General features: G+C 46.8%; 18 protein-coding genes. 14 read left to right on the top strand and 4 right to left on the bottom strand.

Annotated features, from left to right (window positions below):
- Positions 1-8: 8 nt before the first annotated feature.
- Entirely contained in the window at positions 9-515 is a 507-nt protein-coding gene (locus MK185_08440) for a DUF1456 family protein (GenBank protein MCH2040647.1), read from the top strand.
- A gap of 15 nt (positions 516-530) precedes the next feature.
- Here the strand turns inward: MK185_08440 and MK185_08435 are convergent, their stop codons facing one another.
- Positions 531-1151: a TetR/AcrR family transcriptional regulator gene (locus tag MK185_08435; protein ID MCH2040646.1), complete on the bottom strand. Its 621-nt coding sequence runs from the start codon at positions 1149-1151 to the stop codon at positions 531-533.
- A 642-nt stretch (positions 1152-1793) separates the two neighbouring features.
- The gene (locus MK185_08430; GenBank protein MCH2040645.1) at positions 1794-2573 is read right to left on the bottom strand and encodes an SDR family oxidoreductase; all 780 of its coding nucleotides are present in this window, start codon (positions 2571-2573) and stop codon (positions 1794-1796) included.
- A 113-nt stretch (positions 2574-2686) separates the two neighbouring features.
- On the opposite strand from MK185_08430, the gene MK185_08425 reads away from it, so the two are divergent.
- Positions 2687-3025: a helix-turn-helix transcriptional regulator gene (locus tag MK185_08425; GenBank protein MCH2040644.1), complete on the top strand. Its 339-nt coding sequence runs from the start codon at positions 2687-2689 to the stop codon at positions 3023-3025.
- 70 nt (positions 3026-3095) lie between these two features.
- Here MK185_08425 and MK185_08420 read toward each other — a convergent pair whose 3' ends face one another.
- Positions 3096-3620 (bottom strand): DUF1439 domain-containing protein, encoded by a 525-nt coding sequence (locus MK185_08420; protein ID MCH2040643.1) that lies wholly within the window; start codon positions 3618-3620, stop codon positions 3096-3098.
- Positions 3617-4429 carry an ion transporter gene (locus MK185_08415; protein ID MCH2040642.1) on the bottom strand — a complete coding sequence of 271 codons (813 nt, stop codon included), beginning with the start codon at positions 4427-4429 and terminating at the stop codon, positions 3617-3619. The genes MK185_08420 and MK185_08415 overlap by 4 nt, the downstream gene beginning before the upstream one ends.
- A gap of 548 nt (positions 4430-4977) precedes the next feature.
- On the opposite strand from MK185_08415, the gene mraZ reads away from it, so the two are divergent.
- Genes mraZ through MK185_08355 form a run of 12 tightly spaced genes read left to right on the top strand, consistent with a single transcriptional unit; the run spans position 4978 to position 18484 of the window.
- The gene (gene mraZ / locus MK185_08410; protein MCH2040641.1) at positions 4978-5433 is read left to right on the top strand and encodes a division/cell wall cluster transcriptional repressor MraZ; all 456 of its coding nucleotides are present in this window, start codon (positions 4978-4980) and stop codon (positions 5431-5433) included.
- The gene (rsmH, locus tag MK185_08405; GenBank protein ID MCH2040640.1) at positions 5430-6380 is read left to right on the top strand and encodes a 16S rRNA (cytosine(1402)-N(4))-methyltransferase RsmH; all 951 of its coding nucleotides are present in this window, start codon (positions 5430-5432) and stop codon (positions 6378-6380) included. The genes mraZ and rsmH overlap by 4 nt, the downstream gene beginning before the upstream one ends.
- Positions 6380-6664: a cell division protein FtsL gene (locus MK185_08400; protein ID MCH2040639.1), complete on the top strand. Its 285-nt coding sequence runs from the start codon at positions 6380-6382 to the stop codon at positions 6662-6664. Before rsmH ends, MK185_08400 begins: the two co-directional genes overlap by 1 nt.
- 40 nt (positions 6665-6704) lie before the next feature.
- Positions 6705-8432, top strand: a complete 1728-nt coding sequence (locus MK185_08395; protein MCH2040638.1) for a penicillin-binding protein 2 — start codon at positions 6705-6707, stop codon at positions 8430-8432.
- Entirely contained in the window at positions 8429-9913 is a 1485-nt protein-coding gene (locus MK185_08390) for a UDP-N-acetylmuramoyl-L-alanyl-D-glutamate--2,6-diaminopimelate ligase (protein MCH2040637.1), read from the top strand. The genes MK185_08395 and MK185_08390 overlap by 4 nt, the downstream gene beginning before the upstream one ends.
- A complete protein-coding gene (locus MK185_08385) occupies positions 9903-11285 on the top strand; it encodes a UDP-N-acetylmuramoyl-tripeptide--D-alanyl-D-alanine ligase (protein ID MCH2040636.1) in 1383 nt (460 codons plus the stop codon). Before MK185_08390 ends, MK185_08385 begins: the two co-directional genes overlap by 11 nt.
- Before the next feature lies 1 nt (position 11286).
- Positions 11287-12369, top strand: coding sequence for a phospho-N-acetylmuramoyl-pentapeptide-transferase (mraY, locus tag MK185_08380; GenBank protein MCH2040635.1), 1083 nt, complete (start codon positions 11287-11289; stop codon positions 12367-12369).
- Positions 12370-12392: 23 nt separating this feature from the next.
- A complete protein-coding gene (gene murD, locus MK185_08375; protein ID MCH2040634.1) occupies positions 12393-13790 on the top strand; it encodes a UDP-N-acetylmuramoyl-L-alanine--D-glutamate ligase in 1398 nt (465 codons plus the stop codon).
- Positions 13783-15054 (top strand): putative lipid II flippase FtsW, encoded by a 1272-nt coding sequence (gene ftsW / locus MK185_08370; protein ID MCH2040633.1) that lies wholly within the window; start codon positions 13783-13785, stop codon positions 15052-15054. The genes murD and ftsW overlap by 8 nt, the downstream gene beginning before the upstream one ends.
- Positions 15047-16111, top strand: a complete 1065-nt coding sequence (gene murG / locus MK185_08365) for an undecaprenyldiphospho-muramoylpentapeptide beta-N-acetylglucosaminyltransferase (protein MCH2040632.1) — start codon at positions 15047-15049, stop codon at positions 16109-16111. Before ftsW ends, murG begins: the two co-directional genes overlap by 8 nt.
- A 31-nt stretch (positions 16112-16142) precedes the next feature.
- The gene (gene murC, locus MK185_08360; protein ID MCH2040631.1) at positions 16143-17558 is read left to right on the top strand and encodes a UDP-N-acetylmuramate--L-alanine ligase; all 1416 of its coding nucleotides are present in this window, start codon (positions 16143-16145) and stop codon (positions 17556-17558) included.
- 32 nt (positions 17559-17590) lie between these two features.
- Positions 17591-18484: a D-alanine--D-alanine ligase gene (locus MK185_08355; protein MCH2040630.1), complete on the top strand. Its 894-nt coding sequence runs from the start codon at positions 17591-17593 to the stop codon at positions 18482-18484.
- Positions 18485-18489: the final 5 nt, after the last annotated feature.

Genomic DNA, 18489 nt, shown 5'->3' with positions numbered 1-18489 from the left:
CCGGGCCTATGACTAATAACGATATTCTGCGTCGCTTGCGTTACAGCTTTAATCTGAATGATACAGAGATGACGGCAATTTTTTCTTTGGGTGACTGTAAAGCCAGCCAGGAGCAAATAACCGGATGGCTGAAAAAAGAAGAGTTGGAAGGTTATATTCGCTGCGACGACGATAGCATGAATGCGTTTCTCGATGGTTTTATTATTGAAAAACGAGGTCCGCGTGAAGAGCCTGAAGCTGCTGATAAATCGGCTAAGAATACGAAGTCTGCTGTTGATCCCTGGAACAAAGCCCATGCTCGCATCAATAATAATATTATTCTGAGGAAGCTGAAAATCGCGTTAAACCTGCGCTCCGAAGATATTCTAAAATTACTGGCACTGGCCGGGTTTAAACTGGGGAAATCCGAGTTGAGTGCATTCTTTCGTAATCCCGGCCATCGCCACTATCGCGAATGCCAGGACCAGGTGTTGCGTAATTTTTTGCAGGGAGTGCAGAAAAAGTACCGCAGCTAAATAGGCAGACGAAAATTATTTGCTGCTAATGCCCAGACCCCCGATCACAAACTGAATAATTTCCTGGCGCCAGCTCTGCATTTCATCATCGCCAAATTGGCCAATAGCTACCTGTTTGACCGCCTCCATTAACATGGAGGTAATCAGATTAGCGGCAATTTTCTGATCCATGCTGGCGCGTAAGAAACCCTTATCAACGCCATTTTTCATATACGCTTGGGTAAATTGCGCAAATATTGAGATAAAGTGCTCGACGGAATCCCGAATATCACCATCGACGCCGAGTGATTCGTAGAAGGCGATCTTTGCCAGACGTGGATCACGATTAAAAATCGCCATCATGTGATCTGCAATTCGCTCCAGTTGAGCCTGGTAATCGTCGAGTGAATTGGTGATAGGAGGCTCTTGCTGCACAACTGCTGCCATTTCTGCCAATAAATCAGCCAGAATTGCATTAAAAATATCGCGCTTATTTTTATAATATCGATAGATAGTACCGTGACCAATATTCAGGATTTTAGCGATATCAGCAACACCGGCGGCGTGAAAGCCCTTGCTGGCAAATACTTCAACCGCTGCTCCAAGAATTTCTGAACGGCGTTGGGCTATTTTGGCTTCACTGGCGATATTGGCCATATCAATCTCTTTCTACTAAAACGGAATGGGCTGTCACTTTCAGACAATAGCATATTGAATACGGATTTGTGACTTGGTTATCTATTAATAATTCAGCAGAATACGCTGCTGATATCGGTGTAGTTAGTAAGGGAGGTTATGATCAAGTGCCCAAGCAGGGAAGAAATTGACGCTATTAAGTTACCTTACGTTACCCGTAGGGATGAATATCGGGATGCAGTTGAAACCTATATTTCGCCCTGAGCTAATGCACAGCGCGAAAAGCTGGCGGTATTTGCATTCAGACTGCTATTGCGAATCAGTCCGTTATTGTTGAATTAAGCGGTTATTGTTGCCCTGCTGGATGGGCTGCTGGCCTCTGCTGGTATCGGGACTAAGGTTGCAACGTATCCAGCAGGGTCGCGCCAGCCGTTATGATATTCCCGTATTACAGCAGCAGCCGTCACAGGCGTTATGATCCGATTCGTTATGGGCAGGCGATACATTTAAGTACACGAATGCATAGACTCTATGGCAACAAGATCAGTGGAATCACTGACCGCATATGCCGGATATAAACGGACGTCAGGCGCTGCTGTTGTGTTTGTTGTTCTCCTCGCTGGGGATAGTCTTACCAGAGCATGTTTTAGATGTATTGGAGTTCTAATTGCGACCCGCCATAACACCACCATCAATATCCCACACGGCGCCGGTTACCCAGTTGGCGTCTTTACTTAACAAGAAGTCGATGGTTTTGGCTACTTCTTCCGCCTGGCAAATACGACCAATTGGATGGAAGTCGTTAAAACCGGCTAATGCTTCGTCCACTTCATCCGGGTTAATAAACGCTTGATAAATCGGTGTGGCGACCACTGCCGGAGAAACCGCATTTACACGAATATTATGCTCAGATAGTTCCATGGCCATATGTTGAGTTAATGCATTTAAACCGGCTTTCGCCATGGAGTAGGCCGAAGAGGGTGTCGCTTTAATTGCTTGTTTGGCCCACATGGAACCAATATTAACAATGCTACCACCACCGTGTTTTACCATATTGCGGCTAACTGCCTGGCTGATAAAAAAGGTCGCCTGGTTTAAGTCCATATAAATGCGGTAATCCTGTTCTTTGTGCTCGAGAAATGGTGTCGGGTTAAAATAACCGGCTGCGTTCACCAGGTACTGAATCGCGCGGGGAGACTGATCAATAGCATTTATTAACTGCTGTACGTCCTCCTTCTGGTACAAATCCACCTGAGCAATAAACACCTTAGCTGTTGCTGTTGATAACTGCTGTGCAACAGTCAGTTTTTCTTGTGAACGTCCTACGATTAATACATCTGTGTTACGTTCAATTAATGCATGAGCAGTTGCCAGGCCCATGCCGCTGGAGCCGCCAATAATAATGGCCAGTGGGTTGTTGGAAGCAGGAATTGAAATTGTCATTGTAAACCTCTATGGGTGTGTCTGTGTATTCAGTATGAAAGAGGTTAATGCAGTGCTGGTTTTGGTAAAACCGGGCACAAATTCGTGGGGTAGGTACTTTTGGGTACAGTTTTATGAAAACTAACGAAAAAATATTTTCCAGAAAATCGGCACCGGAACGCAGTGCCCGTATGGTGGAAACCATTTATGGCTGTAAATGGTCGTTAACGGTGTATCAGTTGTTGGCCAACGGTATTAACCGTCCGGGAGAAATGGTGCGCAGGGTTGAAGGTTTAACCACTAAGGTGTTAAACGAATGTCTGCGTAAGAATATTGAGTTTGGCATTTTACACAAGCAGGAGTTTGCGGAAATTCCGCCGCGGGTCGAATATCAGGTAACAGAATTTGGCCAGAAGTTTTTGCGGATATTGGATCAGCTGGAAATGCTGCAACAGGAAATTGACCGGTTGTAACACCGGTCGCTTAACCAGGGATTTGGGTATTGAGGGTGCTGGTACCGCGAGTATGAGTATCTGAGTGTACTCAGAACGCACTCAGCGTTGCTTTTAATATCTGGTTTTCAACGTTGATCGATTTCAGCATCGATTTCGCCAGTTTCTGTTTCAGATCTTGGTCATTGAGCGTATAAACCGGCTGCTTTACCAGAGATTTTGCCACGGCGTTTTGTGCCAGTTTTTTCATCGTCGGCATGAGGCCAGGGTCTAACTGATCAATTTCGATTTGTTTGATCTGCGGATTGTTCAGATAAAACGCACCTTCTTTAGCTTTGTAGACCAGGGTGCCCGCTATTTCGGCTCTGCCGGTAGCACGGATGTTATTGGGGGCATCCAGGCGCACCTGACTAAACAGGCTGATTTCGTTTTTACCTTCGACCAGGTCCACTTTGGCATCACTTAAGGTCACCAGGAAAAACAGCTTCTTACGCTCCAGCGGCATCAGCGCATCAATTTTTTGTTGAATCTGTTGTTCGCTGATTTCCACTGTATAACTGAAGCCCCAGCTCAGGCTGCTTAGGAACAGCAGGGCGGTTGTGAGTAACGCTTTCATGAAGACTTTCCCTGCTGGTTGATAATCAGTTGTTTCAGTTCCTGAATTTCGGCCTGCAGATCTTCGATAGTGGCTTTGCCTTCTGCTTCATCCTGCTTGGCGCGCTCGCGGGCATGCTCGTCTTCCAGCACATTTACCACAATACCAATCACCATATTGAGGAAGGCAAACGCAGTAAGGAAAATAAAGGTGAGATAATAAATCCACGACAGTGAGTATGTGTCCATGGTTTCGTACATCACGTCAGTCCAGTCTTCAAAGGTCATGACACGAAACAGGGTCAGCAGCGATATTGAAATATCGCCCCACAGCTCCGGATTGATGGGAGCAAAAAAAGTCGCTCCAACGGCGGCATAGATGTAAAAAATGATGAACATCAGTAGCAATACATATCCCAGTTGAGGTAAGGCGCGGAACAGGGAATTCAGTAACGTGCGCAATTCAGGGATAATCGATACCATCCGCAGTACCCGGAATATTCTCACCAGCCGGCCAATCAGAGCCATGTCGCTGTTTTCAATCGGCACCAGGCTGACCACCACCACCAGAGTATCGAACACGTTCCAGCCATTGTGGAAGAAGCGTTTCTTGTTTGGTTCGGCGATAAAGCGCACAACGATTTCGAACAGGAAGATAAAGGTGATACCGACATCCAGCCAAATCACCACCTGCATGACGGTATCCGGAATTGGATGGGTTTTGGCACCAATCAGCAACGCTGAGATGACGATGACGGACACAACAAACAGTTCAAACAACTTGTTATCGCGTAATTTTAGGGAAGCAGCCTGGATTTGTTCGATGGTCATAGCACAGGAATTGGTTGTGGTTCACAGAGGAACGGTGGTTGATGTCAGCGCGCATGTTAATCAAGCAGAGCGGGCTTGGCGACTGAAATTGAGTAGAGTGCGATGCGACTTTGCAGTTCTTTATTCTCAGTGAATGTTTTACTATTACATTAGTGTTCACTAACTAAAGTAATGAGGCGAAAGTTAGTAATTACTTCATATAGCTAAAATTTCTAAAAGAAAAAGTTAGTGGGTGCTAACTTCATAAATTACTTTAACTATGCGCGTTAGATGGAACACTCTGTTCAGGTTTTGTTCACCACAATTCCCCACCATTCTCTCCCACTTAGCTAAGTCATTGTGAAATAACGCAAAATTGTACAATTTCGTCCAGTTCATTAGCTTGCAAAAGGCTAGGGTGATTCCTATAGTGTCAATATGTGGAAGATAGTGGGTATTTGTGGAGTCTCCTTGCGCTGCATGAGAGATTCACAGGATGTTAGTACTTACTATCATTGCCAGAAAGAGTTACCCAATAAACAAACAACAGGTCAGAGACGGGCAGACGCATGTTTCGGGGGCTACATACGATCAATCTGGATGCTAAAGGGCGTCTGGCGATCCCGACTAAATACCGGGAACCGCTGACGGAGCTCTGTGGTGCCCGTTTGGTAGCCACCATTGATACTGAAGAACGTTGTCTGTTGGTGTATCCCATTAATGAGTGGGAAGAGATTCAAAAGAAAATTGAGGCGCTACCCAGCTTTAATCCGGTTGCCCGGCGTATTCAGCGGCTGCTGATAGGTCATGCAACAGATTTGGAGCTGGATGGCAGTGGACGAGTGCTGTTACCGCAACCTTTGCGGGAATACGCCGGTTTAGAAAAAGAAAGTGTGCTGGTCGGTCAGGGTAAAAAGCTGGAACTTTGGAGCAAGGCGCAATGGGAAAGCCGTCGTGATGACTACCTGGATATGGTGAGCCAGCCAGATCAGCTGCCGGAAGAATTACAGAGCTTGTCGCTATGAGTTTGACAGACACAAATTTAGAACACTTTTTACACACCACGGTATTGCTGGAAGAAACGGTCGACGGTTGTCTCACTAGACCCGACGGTGTGTATGTGGATGGCACTTTTGGCCGCGGGGGCCACAGCCGTTTGTTATTAAGCAAGTTATCCGATAATGGTCGCCTGATTGGGTTTGATAAAGATCCTCTGGCGATTCAGTCGGGCAAAGAGTTAGAGCAGGAAGACAATCGCTTTCAGATTGTGCAGTCCAGTTTTGCCGAGATGAAAACCGAATTAGCGCGCTTAGGTATTTCTGAGGTAGACGGGATTTTGCTCGATCTGGGGGTGTCGTCTCCCCAGCTCGACGATGCTGAGCGTGGCTTCAGTTTCTTGCGCGACGGTCCGCTTGATATGCGTATGAATCCGGATGCCGGACTCAGTGCAGCCCAGTGGCTTGAGCAAACCCCGGAAAAAGAAATTGCCCGGGTATTAAAGGAATACGGTGAAGAGCGTTATGGCAAGCGTATCGCAAATTGGCTGAAAAAAGCGCAGGCGGAAGAGCCGATTACCACCACTTTGCGTTTGGCTGAAATTGTAAAGGCAGCCAACCCGAATTGGGAGCGTCATAAGCATCCGGCCACCCGTGCATTCCAGGCGATTCGTATTGCCGTGAATAACGAACTGGGTGATTTGGAAAATGTATTGAATGAATCAGTGGATCTGCTCGCTGCTGGTGGGCACCTGGCGGTAATCAGTTTTCACTCACTGGAAGATCGCATGGTGAAACGATTTATTCGTGCGCAGGAAAAAGGTAAGGATGTTCCGGTGGGTATTCCGCTAACGGATGACCAGCTGGGTAAAACCATGAAGCGGGTTGGCAAAGCCATTATGCCAACTGAGGAAGAAGTAAAACGCAACGCTCGTTCCCGAAGCGCCGTGTTGCGAGTTGCTGAGCGTTTGGCCTGATGACAACTGTCATTAACATCAAAGCCGGACTAAAAATTGTGCCGCTCCTTTTGTGGTTGTTGGTATTGATCACTGCGGGTATTCAGGTGGCGCAAGTGCATCAGCATCGCAGCTTGTTGGTTCAGTGGCAGAAGCTTGACCGTATGCGCATGGATTTAATGCAGGAGCAGACCCGATTGTTGCTGGAAATCAGCACGCTAACGGCTCTGGGGCGAATCGATCAGCGCGTACGCAAACAACTCAATATGACTGAAGCGACCGATATTCAGATGTTGCAACAGTAATTATAACAAAACAGACAGAAACAAAAGACGGAGCCAGGCGGTGACGGAACAACAAGAATCAACAACACGCGGAATTGCCCGCTGGCGCTTTGCGCTGGTGATGGCGGTTTTTGCTGCTTTGTTGTTAGCGATTCTGGCACGACTGGTTATGTTACATACGGTTGATCAACCGTTCTTATTCGAGCAGGGCGAAAAACGTACGGTGCGCTCTGAAGTTCAGCCTGCCAGTCGCGGCAAAATTCTCGATCGGCATGGACGACCCCTGGCCATCAGTACGCCGGTAATTACATTATGGTTGAACCCACAGCAGGTGAATTTGCAGCAACTTCCGCTATTGGCAAAGCCTTTGGGTCTGAAAAAGAAATCGCTACTGGAAAAAGTAGAAAGAGCGGCCACTCAGGGCCGCTCTTTCATTTATTTAAAGCGCCAGGTTGAGCCTGAGTTGGCGCAGCGCGTCCTGAAAATGGGTATTAATGGCGTGTATGGTGATGACGATTTCCGTCGTTATTATCCCGCAGCGGAAGTGACAGCGCATACGTTAGGTATCGTGAATATCGATGGTAAGGGGCAGGAAGGTCTGGAGCTGGCATTTGATGATTACCTGAAAGGCACCGAAGGTTCCCGTCAGGTCGTGAAAGATTTATATGGCAATGTCATCAAACAATTAAATGTGGATGAAGTTTCGCAGCCAGGCAGTGATCTGAACCTGACGATCGACCTGCGATTGCAGTATCTGGCTTACCGCGAATTAAAAGCAGCCGTTTCCTCCCACAAGGCAAAATCCGGATCTGCAGTGTTATTGGATGCTCGCAATGGTGAGGTATTGGCTCTGGTTAATCAGCCATCCTATAACCCGAATAATCGTGCCAAATTAAAAGCGGAGTTCATGCGGAATCGTGCTCTAGCTGATCTGATTGAACCCGGTTCAACCATGAAGCCATTTACGGTGGCAGCAGCGCTGGATTCCGGTCGTTACTCGCCGACCACGAAAGTAAATACAGCGCCGGGTTTTATGCGGGTTAAACATAAAACCATTCGTGATCATCGTAATTATGGTGAGCTGGATGTCACCGGTATTATCACTAAATCCTCCAATGTTGGAGTGACAAAATTAGCTCATAACCTTGGCGCCGATCATATCTGGCGCTTTTTTCATGATACGGGCATGGGTACTGCAACGGCTTTGGGTTTTCCGGGTGAAGCTGTGGGACGCTTGCCCTATCCGGAGCAAATGGATGATCTTCGTTTAGCCACCATGTCTTATGGCTATGGTTTATCTGTCACTCCTTTGCAGTTGGCCCAAGCTTATACCAGCTTAAGTCAGCAGGGGTGCCGTCAGGCTGTTCGTCTACTGATGCAGAAAAATATTGAAAACAGCCCGGAATGTCAGCGGGTGATGAAGGCTCGTACGGCCAAACAAGTATTAAATATGCTGGAGACAGTGACGTCAGCAAAAGGAACAGGTCGTCGCGCCCGGGTTGAAGGTTATCGTGTAGGTGGAAAAACCGGCACAGCACACAAAGTGGGTAGTGAGGGCTATGAAGACTCCGAATATACCGCCATTTTTGCCGGAGTTGCGCCCATTTCAAACCCGGAACTGGTGTTGGTGGTTGTGGTGGATGAGCCTCAGGGTCAGGAATATTATGGCGGTGAGGTTGCGGCTCCGGTTTTCTCAAGAATTATGGAGCAATCACTGCGTCTGCGCCAGGTCGCTCCGGATAACAGTAATATCAAAAAAATTATTATAAATGAGCGAGGTGCAGCATGAAGTTATCTGCATTAACTCAGGGTGTTCCATTTATTCCGCCGGAATGGGATCGTGAAATCAATCATATTCACGTTGATAGTCGCGACGTACGGGCGGGGGATTTATTCATAGCCCGTTGTGGTTCCCAGCAAGACGGTCGTACGCATATTAATGATGCTATTCAGCGTGGCGCAATCGCTGTGCTGGCGGAAGGACCAGTTGCATTCGAGTGTATTGGCTACGAATTCGTCAGTGGTGGTGTGCCGGTATTTTCTACACCGGATTTAAAATCAGAAACACCAGGCTGGTTGCAGCGTCGTTATAACACCAATGGTGAATTACCTTTAATTGCAGTCACCGGAACCAATGGCAAAAGCTCAGTTACTCAGTACATCGCCCAACTGGCAGTGGCCATTGAGAAAAAAGCTGGTGTGTTAGGAACATTAGGGAACGGCGTCTGGCCAGAGCTTGCAGAAACCCGCAACACCACGCCGGATTTATCCGTAGTGGCGCGTTTATTAAATGACATGCAACAAAAACAAGCTGACCTGGTGGCGATGGAGGTGTCATCGCATGGCATTCATCAAGGCCGTATTGACGGGTTAGTTTTCGAAACCGCAGTGTTAACTAATCTCACTCAGGATCATCTGGATTATCACGGTGATATGGAGGCGTATTTTGCCGCTAAATCATCTTTATTCACCGATTTTTCAGTTAAAAATGCACTGATTAATATCGATGACGAATACGGCGTCAGATTGGTAAAAAGCACGGCAGCAGATACCAGGATTATAACCTATGGTGCAAGTAAAGATGCTCAGGTTCGTTATGACGATATTAAATATTGTGATGGCTTACTAACGGCAAATTTGTATTCGCCTTGGGGTGACGGTGTTGTTCGTTTACCACTGATTGGTGATTTTAATCTGGCCAATACGGTGGCGGCGATCAGTGTTTTATGCCTGCATGGCTTCAATTTTAATCAGTTATTGTTGGCTGCGGAGAAGTTACAGCCGGTCGCAGGTCGCATGGAACTTTATCGTCGTCAGGTAAATGCTAAAACGCAGCAAGCGGTGGTGGATTTTGCTCATACTCCGGATGCTTTAACCAATGTTATGCAGGCGGTGAATCAGTCAGCCGACAATATTGCTCTGGTCTTTGGCTGTGGCGGAGATCGCGATCGTACAAAGCGTCCGCTCATGGCGCAGGCGGCTTTGGACAGTAAAGCTCAGGTCTGGTTAACCGACGATAATCCTCGCACCGAGAGCGCAGAGCAGATTTTTTCTGATGTGCTCAGTTGTCCTGGATCGGAACATTTCTCTTGCGAGCATGACAGAAGTGCTGCCATTCAGCGGGCTTGCGAATCTGATGTCGAGCTTATTGTGATTGCGGGTAAGGGCCATGAGAACTATCAGGATATCGCCGGGGTAAAACAGCCTTACAGTGACGAAGCGGTTTTGCTGAAGCTGGGATTTGAGAAGGCGGGAGGTCATGATGCTTAAGTCTTTTACAGTCAGCGAGATTCTGCCGGTCATCAAGGGTATTTTGACTCAGGGTTCAGAGACTGAAATCAGGGGTATTTCAACCGATACCCGTACTATTTCAAAAGGTGATTTATACATCCCGTTAAAAGGTGAACGTTTTAATGGCCATGAATTTATTCACCAAGCAAAAGCGGCAGGCGCTGTTGCCGCCCTGATTGACGAAGATATAAATACTGATGGGCTGAACAGTTTCCCGTTAATCCGTGTATTTGATTGTTTATTGGCACTTGGCCAGATTGCTCAGTATCAGCGTCGTCAATTTACAGGTCAGGTCGTTGCTGTTACTGGCAGTGCTGGAAAGACGAGTGTGAAGCAGTTGATGGCGAATGTATTGCGTCAGCAATTCAGCACCTGGATGACACAGGGAAATCTGAATAACCATATTGGTGCACCGCTGACATTATTAGCCATTCAGCCTGAACATGAAGCGGCGATGATTGAATTAGGTGCCAGTGGCTTAAAAGAAATTGCTTACACCGCGCAGTTTGTTGAACCTGATATCAGCATACTGACCAATGCCAGCGAAGCGCATCTCGAAGGTTTTGGCAGTCTTTCGGGGATTGTACAAACCAAAGGGGAAATAATCGATTATGTCCGCCCTGGCGGGCGTACTATCTTAAATCGCGATGATGAATTCTATGATGTTTGGCAACAGCGTGCAGAGCGCCAAGGTATTGCCGTAACCAGTTTCGGGTTATCGGTTAATGCAGATATTCGAGCTGTGAATATAGAGACTAGCCTCCAGGGGTGCCATTTCACGCTGGTGGTCAATGGTGATTCGTCGTATTCCGTCGATTTGCCTTTGTTAGGCGAGCATAACGTCCGTAATGCGTTAGCCGTAGTTGCTGCTGCTTTAGCCGTTCCCATGCCTATTGAGAAAGTTATTTATGGTCTCGAAACTGCTGAGGCGTATAAGGGTCGTTTGCGCTGGTGTGACGGTGCCCAGAATCAACGTATTTTGGATGATAGTTATAACGCCAGTCCTGCGTCTGTTTATGCTGCTATTGATGTACTGGCCAACGCTGAAAATAGTTGGTTGGTGCTTGGTGATATGGCGGAGCTTGGTGATGACGCAGAGAGTATTCACTACAAAATAGGGCAGTACGCTCAACAACAGGGAATTAAGCGCCTGGTTGCTACCGGAAAATACAATAAAAACACTGTAGCGGCCTTTGGTGATAAAGGAATCTGGTACGAAAAGCGTGACGAATTGGTTCATTACTTAAAACAACAGACCTCTGCAACCGATGTGTTGCTGGTGAAAGGGTCTCGTAGTGCAGGCATGGATAAAGTCGTTACTGCATTACAAATTGGGGAAGAGGAAAACTAGTATGTTGCTATGGCTAGGTGACTGGTTGGCACAATTTCATTCGGGCTTTGGTGTGGTTAACTACCTAACATTAAGGGCTATTTTGTCGGTAATTACTGCGCTGTTGGTATCGTTACTCTTGGGTCCCGTTGTTATTCGCAAATTACGTGAATACCAAATAGGTCAGGCTATTCGTGAGGTTGGTCCTAAATCGCATTTAAGCAAGGCCGGAACACCCACTATGGGCGGTGCATTAATTCTGCTTTCTATTGCGATCAGTACGGTGATTTGGGGAGACCTCGAGAATCGCTTTGTCTGGGTTGTGCTACTGGTTACTCTGGCATTTGGTGCAATTGGCTGGGTCGATGATTATCGCAAAGTGGTTGAAAAAAATTCCCGGGGATTACCAGGCCGCTGGAAATACTTCTGGCAGTCGGTATTCGCCATCATAGCGGCTGCGTATTTGTTTTATAGCGCTCAAAGTCCACAAGAGACACAACTGGTGGTGCCTTTCTTTAAAGACGTAATGCCACAGCTGGGTCTGATGTTTCTGGTATTAACCTATTTTGTAATCGTTGGGTCCAGTAATGCGGTTAATCTAACGGATGGTTTGGATGGTCTGGCGATCATGCCAACAGTGATGGTTGCAGCGGCTTTAGGCGTTTGTGCCTATTTGGCGGGGCACGTAAATTTCGCTGATTATCTACACATTCCTTATATTGCTGGTGCTGGTGAGCTGGTGATTTTCTGCGCTGCTATTGTCGGCGCTGGTATTGGTTTCTTATGGTTCAACACGTATCCGGCTCAGGTGTTCATGGGTGACGTTGGCTCTCTGGCTTTGGGAGCCGCGTTGGGTGTTGTTGCTGTTATCGTTCGCCAGGAAGTCATCCTGTTCATTATGGGCGGAATATTTGTAGCGGAAACCGTCTCGGTTATTTTACAGGTAGCATCTTTTAAAATGACAGGTAAGCGAATTTTTCGTATGGCGCCTTTACACCATCACTATGAATTAAAGGGTTGGCCTGAGCCTCGGGTGATTGTCCGGTTCTGGATCATCACTATTATTCTGGTGTTAATTGGTCTTGCGACGTTAAAGATTCGATAACCAACTAAGGGATAAATTGAGCAATGAATCTGACGAAAACATCCGCAACTAAACGTATGATTGTTGGACTGGGTATGTCCGGACTGTCGTGTGCGCGTTTTTGTCAGCGTCGTGGTTGGACCTTTGATTTATGTGATAGCCGCGACGAACCCACAAACCTTGATTCCATTCGACAAGAGTTCCCTGAAAGTACGATCTCCTGCGGGGTCTTAGATGGCGAGTTGTTAAGCCTGTACGACGAGTTAATTGTCAGCCCGGGGGTAGCTCTGGCAGAACCTGCGATTCAGCAAGCGATAAAGGCCGGGGTTAAAATCTCCGGCGATATCCAGTTATTTAAAGAGTTCGTGACCAAGCCTGTAATTGCTATTACCGGATCCAATGGCAAAAGTACGGTGACTTCACTGACTGGTGATATGTTAAATAGCTGCGGTGTTAAAGCTTTGGTTGGTGGGAATATTGGTTTACCAGCTTTGGATCTGATTAGCGATGTGGCGGCTGACGGTAGTGATAAAGACAGCGATGTTGATGTCTATGTACTGGAGCTTTCAAGTTTTCAACTGGAAACGACGTCTCAGTTAAATGCGGCTGTCGCCACTATTTTAAACCTGAGTGAAGATCATATGGATCGCTACTCAGGCATGGAAGATTATCTGGTTGCTAAACAACGCATTTTTGCTGGTGCTTCTGCGATCGTTGAAAATAAGGATGATGATATGACTAAAGCATATTCAGATTCTTCAGTGGTTCGCTTTGGTTTGAATTCACCAGAAACCGGTGAGTTCGGCCTTCGTCTGGTGGATGGGCAGGATTGGATTTATTTCGGTAGTCAGCCGTTGTTGTCAGCAGACCAGATAAAAATCAAAGGGCAACACAATTTGGCGAATGTGATGTCGGCTTTGGCGCTGGTGCAGGCAGTAGTATCGACGCTTAATATTCAATTGACCGATAGTTTTTCAGCCATCAAAACCTTTGCTGGTTTAGCTCATCGTTGTCAGTGGGTTGCTGATATTAATGGTGTGGCTTGTTACAACGATTCCAAAGGAACCAACGTTGGCTCGACCCTCGCAGCGATTACTGGTCTGGGGGCAAGCAGTAAAGGAAAAATATGGCTGTTGGCTGGCGGCGTTGATAAAGATCAGAATTTTTCCGATCTGACTCTGCCTTGTAAAAAGTACGTGGCAGAGGTTTTGTTATTTGGTCGCGATGCGATCAATATTCAGAAGGATCTGGGTGATTGTAAAACCGAGATTTTTACAACCATGGATCAGGCCTGGAGTTACGCATTGCAGGAGGCTGAGCCTGGAGATCTTGTCTTGTTATCACCAGCTTGCGCGAGCTTTGATCAATTTAAGAATTTCGCAGTGCGCGGTGAGTATTTCCGCCAGCTGGTGATGAGTTCGCAAGAGGTGGTAGATGATTGAGCTGACTCAAAAATTACAAGCATTGCCGCTTCAACGCTTATCGGCACGGTTGTTGTGGCAGCTTAAAGAGACGCTCTTTCTGCCCTGGTTTGGACTGATGTTTCTTGGCTGGCTTATGGTTGCTTCAGCGTCAACGGGTATTGCCGAATATTACACCGGAAATGAACAATATTTCGCCATGCGTCACGCTGCGTATTTATTGTTGGGTGTGACGGTAACTTTTGTTGTGAGTCAAATTCCATTGCGTTGGTGGAGCCAGACGGAGCCATTATTTTTATTGTTTGCCTTTATGGGGTTGATTCTTGTTTTCGCACCTGGGATTGGTCATGAGGTGAATGGTAGCCAACGCTGGTTAAATCTGGGGCTGATTAAGATTCAGGCATCGGAGATCGCCAAGCTTGCTGCTGTTTTTTTTGTTGCGGGTTATCTGGTTCGTCGAAAAGAGGAAGTTCAACGACATTGGAGAGGGTTCCTAAAGCCTTTTATTATCCTTGGCGCCATGGTTGTACTGTTGCTGTTGGAACCAGATTTTGGTGCGGTCGTTGTATTGATGGGTGCAGCATTGGTTCAACTGTTTTTGGGTGGTGTAAAAGCCGGTCAGTTTTTTCTGTTACTGATTGGCACCCTGATAATCAGCGGTTTTGTTCTAACGGCAGAAACCTATCGCATGGAGCGCTTGTTAGCCTATCTGGACCCGTGGGCTCCAGAGCATGTCTATGGCACGGGCTATCAGCTCACTCAGTCTTTGATTGCTTTTGGTCGTGGTGAACTGTTTGGTGTTGGTCTGGGGGAAAGTGTCCAGAAACTGTTTTATTTACCAGAGGCTCATACTGATTTTGTTTTTGCAATCTGGGCTGAAGAAACGGGGTTATTCGGCGGTATTGTCGCCTTGTTACTGCTCGCTATTCTGATTGGTTTTATATGGCAGGTTGCCTGGAAAGCGCAGCAGGCAGGGCAGCTTTATGGTTCATACATTGCTATTGGTATTGGCGCATTGCTTGCACTCCAGATCATTATCAACCTTGGGGTTAACATTGGTCTTTTACCCACAAAGGGACTCACTCTTCCATTTTATAGCTATGGGGGGAGTAGCCTGCTGGTGTGCTGCGCAATGGTGGCTGTGGTAATGCGCATATCTTATGAAATCGAACACCCCTCAATTGATATTGAAGATGAGAAACCTGTTGCTGGTTCGAGAACCAAAAAAGCGAAAGCGATGACCAAGAAAAAAGATAGTGTGAGTAAGGAGTCGTTTGATGTCTAAAGCGATTCTGTTTATGGCGGGTGGTACCGGTGGGCATGTATTCCCTGCCCTTGCCGTTGCCAAAGAAATGGCTGAAAAAGGGTATGACATTCATTGGTTGGGCACTTCTGGCGGTATCGAAAAAGACTTGGTACCTGCTGCTGGTTATCCATTGCATTGCATCGATATTGCCGGGCTGCGGGGCAAGGGTAAATTGGGTTTGCTGAGCGCGCCATTTCGCATTTTGAAAGCGATCTGGCAGGCTAAAAAAGTTATTAAAATGGTGAAACCTGTTGCCGCGCTGGGCATGGGTGGATACGCCACTGGTCCAGGTGGTGTAGCAGCTCGTTTAACGGCAGTGCCTTTGTTGATTCATGAGCAAAATGCGTTTGCCGGTATGACCAATAAGCTATTACACAAAATTTCGCAGACTACGATGCAGGCATTCCCCGGCGCATTGGAAAATGCCTTGGTTACAGGTAACCCTGTACGAAAAGATGTTCAGCAAATCAGAAATCAGATTTCGGCTTCCGAGCAACGTTTAAAGGTACTGGTTGTTGGTGGAAGTCTCGGTGCTGTTGCATTAAATCAGACAGTTCTGGAAGCCATGACTGGTCTGGAAGAAGCGCTTCAGCCAGATTTATGGCATCAGGCTGGTAAACGCAATATTGAGGATGTTCAAAAGCAATACCAGTTGGCAGGTATCGATGCCAGAGTAACTGCTTTTATCGATGATATGGCAGCCGCATACGAATGGGCTGATCTGGTCGTTTGTCGCGCTGGAGCACTAACGGTGTCCGAAGTAGCTGCTGCAGGTAAAGCGGCTATTTTTGTACCTTTTCCGTTTGCTGTGGATGATCATCAGACGGCCAATGCGCAATACCTAGCGGATAAAAATGCTGCGCTGATCTGTCAGCAAGAAGATCTGTCTGCTGGTTGGTTAGCCAGTCAATGGAAAGAATTCAGCAACAATAAAATGGCACTGCAGCAGATGGCGGATACTGCTCGTCAACTGGCAATGCCCAACGCTACTCAGATGGTAGTGGAACAGATTGAGAGATTTAGTCGTGAGTCATAAAACAAATACACTGACCCATTTAATTCCTGAGATGCGCCGGATCCGTTGTATCCACTTTGTTGGTATTGGTGGTGTAGGCATGTGTGGAATTGCCGAAGTGTTGTTGAATCAAGGGTATCAAATCACCGGCTCTGATTTGCGTCAGAGTGCTGTAACAGAGCGTTTGGTGAGTATGGGTGCGAAGGTATTTATTGGTCACGATAGTGAAAATGTTGAGCAAGCTGATGTGCTGGTTGTATCGACTGCGATTGACGAAAATAATCCGGAGATTAAGTCAGCACTTGAGCAGCGGGTTCCGATTGTTCGTCGTGCTGAAATGTTGGCGGAACTAATGCGTTTTCGTCATGGTATCGCGGTCGCTGGTACTCATGGGAAAACGACAACAACAAGCTTAGTCACGTCCATCCTTGCGGAAGGGAACTTTGATCCAACATTCGTGATCGGTGGCAAATTAAATAGCGCGGGTACTAATGCTCGTCTCGGTGCAAGCCGTTATCTGGTAGCCGAGGCCGATGAAAGTGACGCCAGCTTTCTGCATTTGCAGCCAATGGTTTCTATTGTCACAAATATCGATGCGGATCATATGTCAACTTATGATGGTGACTTTGAAAAGCTAAAAAATACCTTTGTTGAATTTCTACATAATTTGCCATTCTATGGTTTGGCTGTTGTGTGTATTGACGACGAAAACGTCCGTTCTATATTACCGCGTATCAGTCGCCAGTTTGTGACTTATGGATTCTCTGAAGATGCGGATTATCAGGCCGTTAATTTGACACAAGACGGTATGTACACTCGCTTTACTGTTAAACGTAATAGCGGAAAAGCAGATCTTGATATTCGTATGCGTATGCCAGGAAAACATAACGTACTGAATGCACTGGCTGCGATCGCTGTATCAGATGACGAAGGTGTTAGTGATGACGCTATGCAGTCTGCACTGGAAAAATTCGAAGGCGTTGGTCGTCGTTTTCAGGTGTGCGGTGAATTTCCGCTAGCTGATGGTGATGTCATGCTGGTGGATGATTATGGTCATCATCCACGAGAGCTTGAGGTCACACTTGAAGCAATTCGCAGTGGCTTCCCCGAACGACGACTGGTCATGGTCTTTCAACCACATCGTTACACCAGAACCCGTGATTTGTATGAAGACTTTGTGCGTGTGCTGTCACAGGCCGACGTTTTATTATTAATGGACGTGTATCCTGCAGGCGAAAAGCTGATTGCAGGTGCTGATGGTCGTGCGCTTTGTGGCTCGGTTCGGCAGCGTGGCGTTGTTGATCCTGTATTTATTGCACGTGATGAATCCGTTGAGCAATCTTTAAAAAATGTACTGAGACCGGGCGATCTATTGTTGACCCAAGGCGCCGGTGATGTGGGCGCTTTAGCACAGACGCTGGTGAACAAGTTACCTGACTTGTTAAAAGATATAAGAGGTGATCAGTGAATATCACTTCTTTAGGAAAAATTGCTGTATTAATGGGCGGTAATTCTGCAGAGCGTTCAGTATCTCTGAATAGTGGTCGTGCAGTATTTAATGCATTACAGAATGCCGGAGCAGATGTTATTGCAATTGATATACAGGGACATGCGATTGCTCAACTGACCGAAGCTGATTTTGATATTGCATTTATCGCATTGCATGGTCGAGGTGGAGAGGATGGCACCATTCAGGGTGTCCTTGAATGGTTGGATAAGCCTTATACCGGAAGCGGCGTTATGGCTTCAGCATTGGCAATGGATAAATGGCGGACCAAGCTGATTTGGCAAGCTGCAGGGTTAGCAACACCAAAAGCAGTATTGTTGGATAGCAATTGTGATTGGCAAGCTACCACTGAAGCTCTGTCAAACAATGCCATCGTGAAGCCAGCCCGAGAGGGTTCAAGTATCGGTATGCGCCGTGTATATACAGCTGAGGAACTGAAAAAGAGTTATGAGTTTGCCAGCGACTATGATGCTATGGTTCTGGCCGAGCAATGGGTAAGTGGTCCTGAGTTCACGGTTGCTATTGTTGATGGTATAGCTTTGCCCGCTATTCAATTAAGAACGCCCCATGATTTTTATGATTTTGATGCGAAATACCAAGCCAACGATACTGAGTATTTGTTGCCATGTGGGCTGAGTTCTGAAAAAGAGTCGGAATTGCAGGAATTGGCACTAAAAGCATTTGATGTTCTTGGGTGTCAGGGGTGGGGACGAATCGATGTCATGCAGGATGCGGATACGGGTAATTTTTGGTTACTGGAAGCTAACACCAGTCCAGGTATGACGGATCACAGTTTGGTACCCATGGCTGCGCGCGCGAGTGGCGTTGATTTTCCGCAGCTGGTCGTAAAATTGTTAACAGAAACCAGAAACCGTCAGGCTGGCTGATACGT

This window comes from Saccharospirillaceae bacterium (genome assembly GCA_022448365.1).
GTDB lineage: Bacteria > Pseudomonadota > Gammaproteobacteria > Pseudomonadales > Oceanobacteraceae > Bacterioplanoides.
This window is presented reverse-complemented; position numbering and strand designations above follow the sequence as displayed.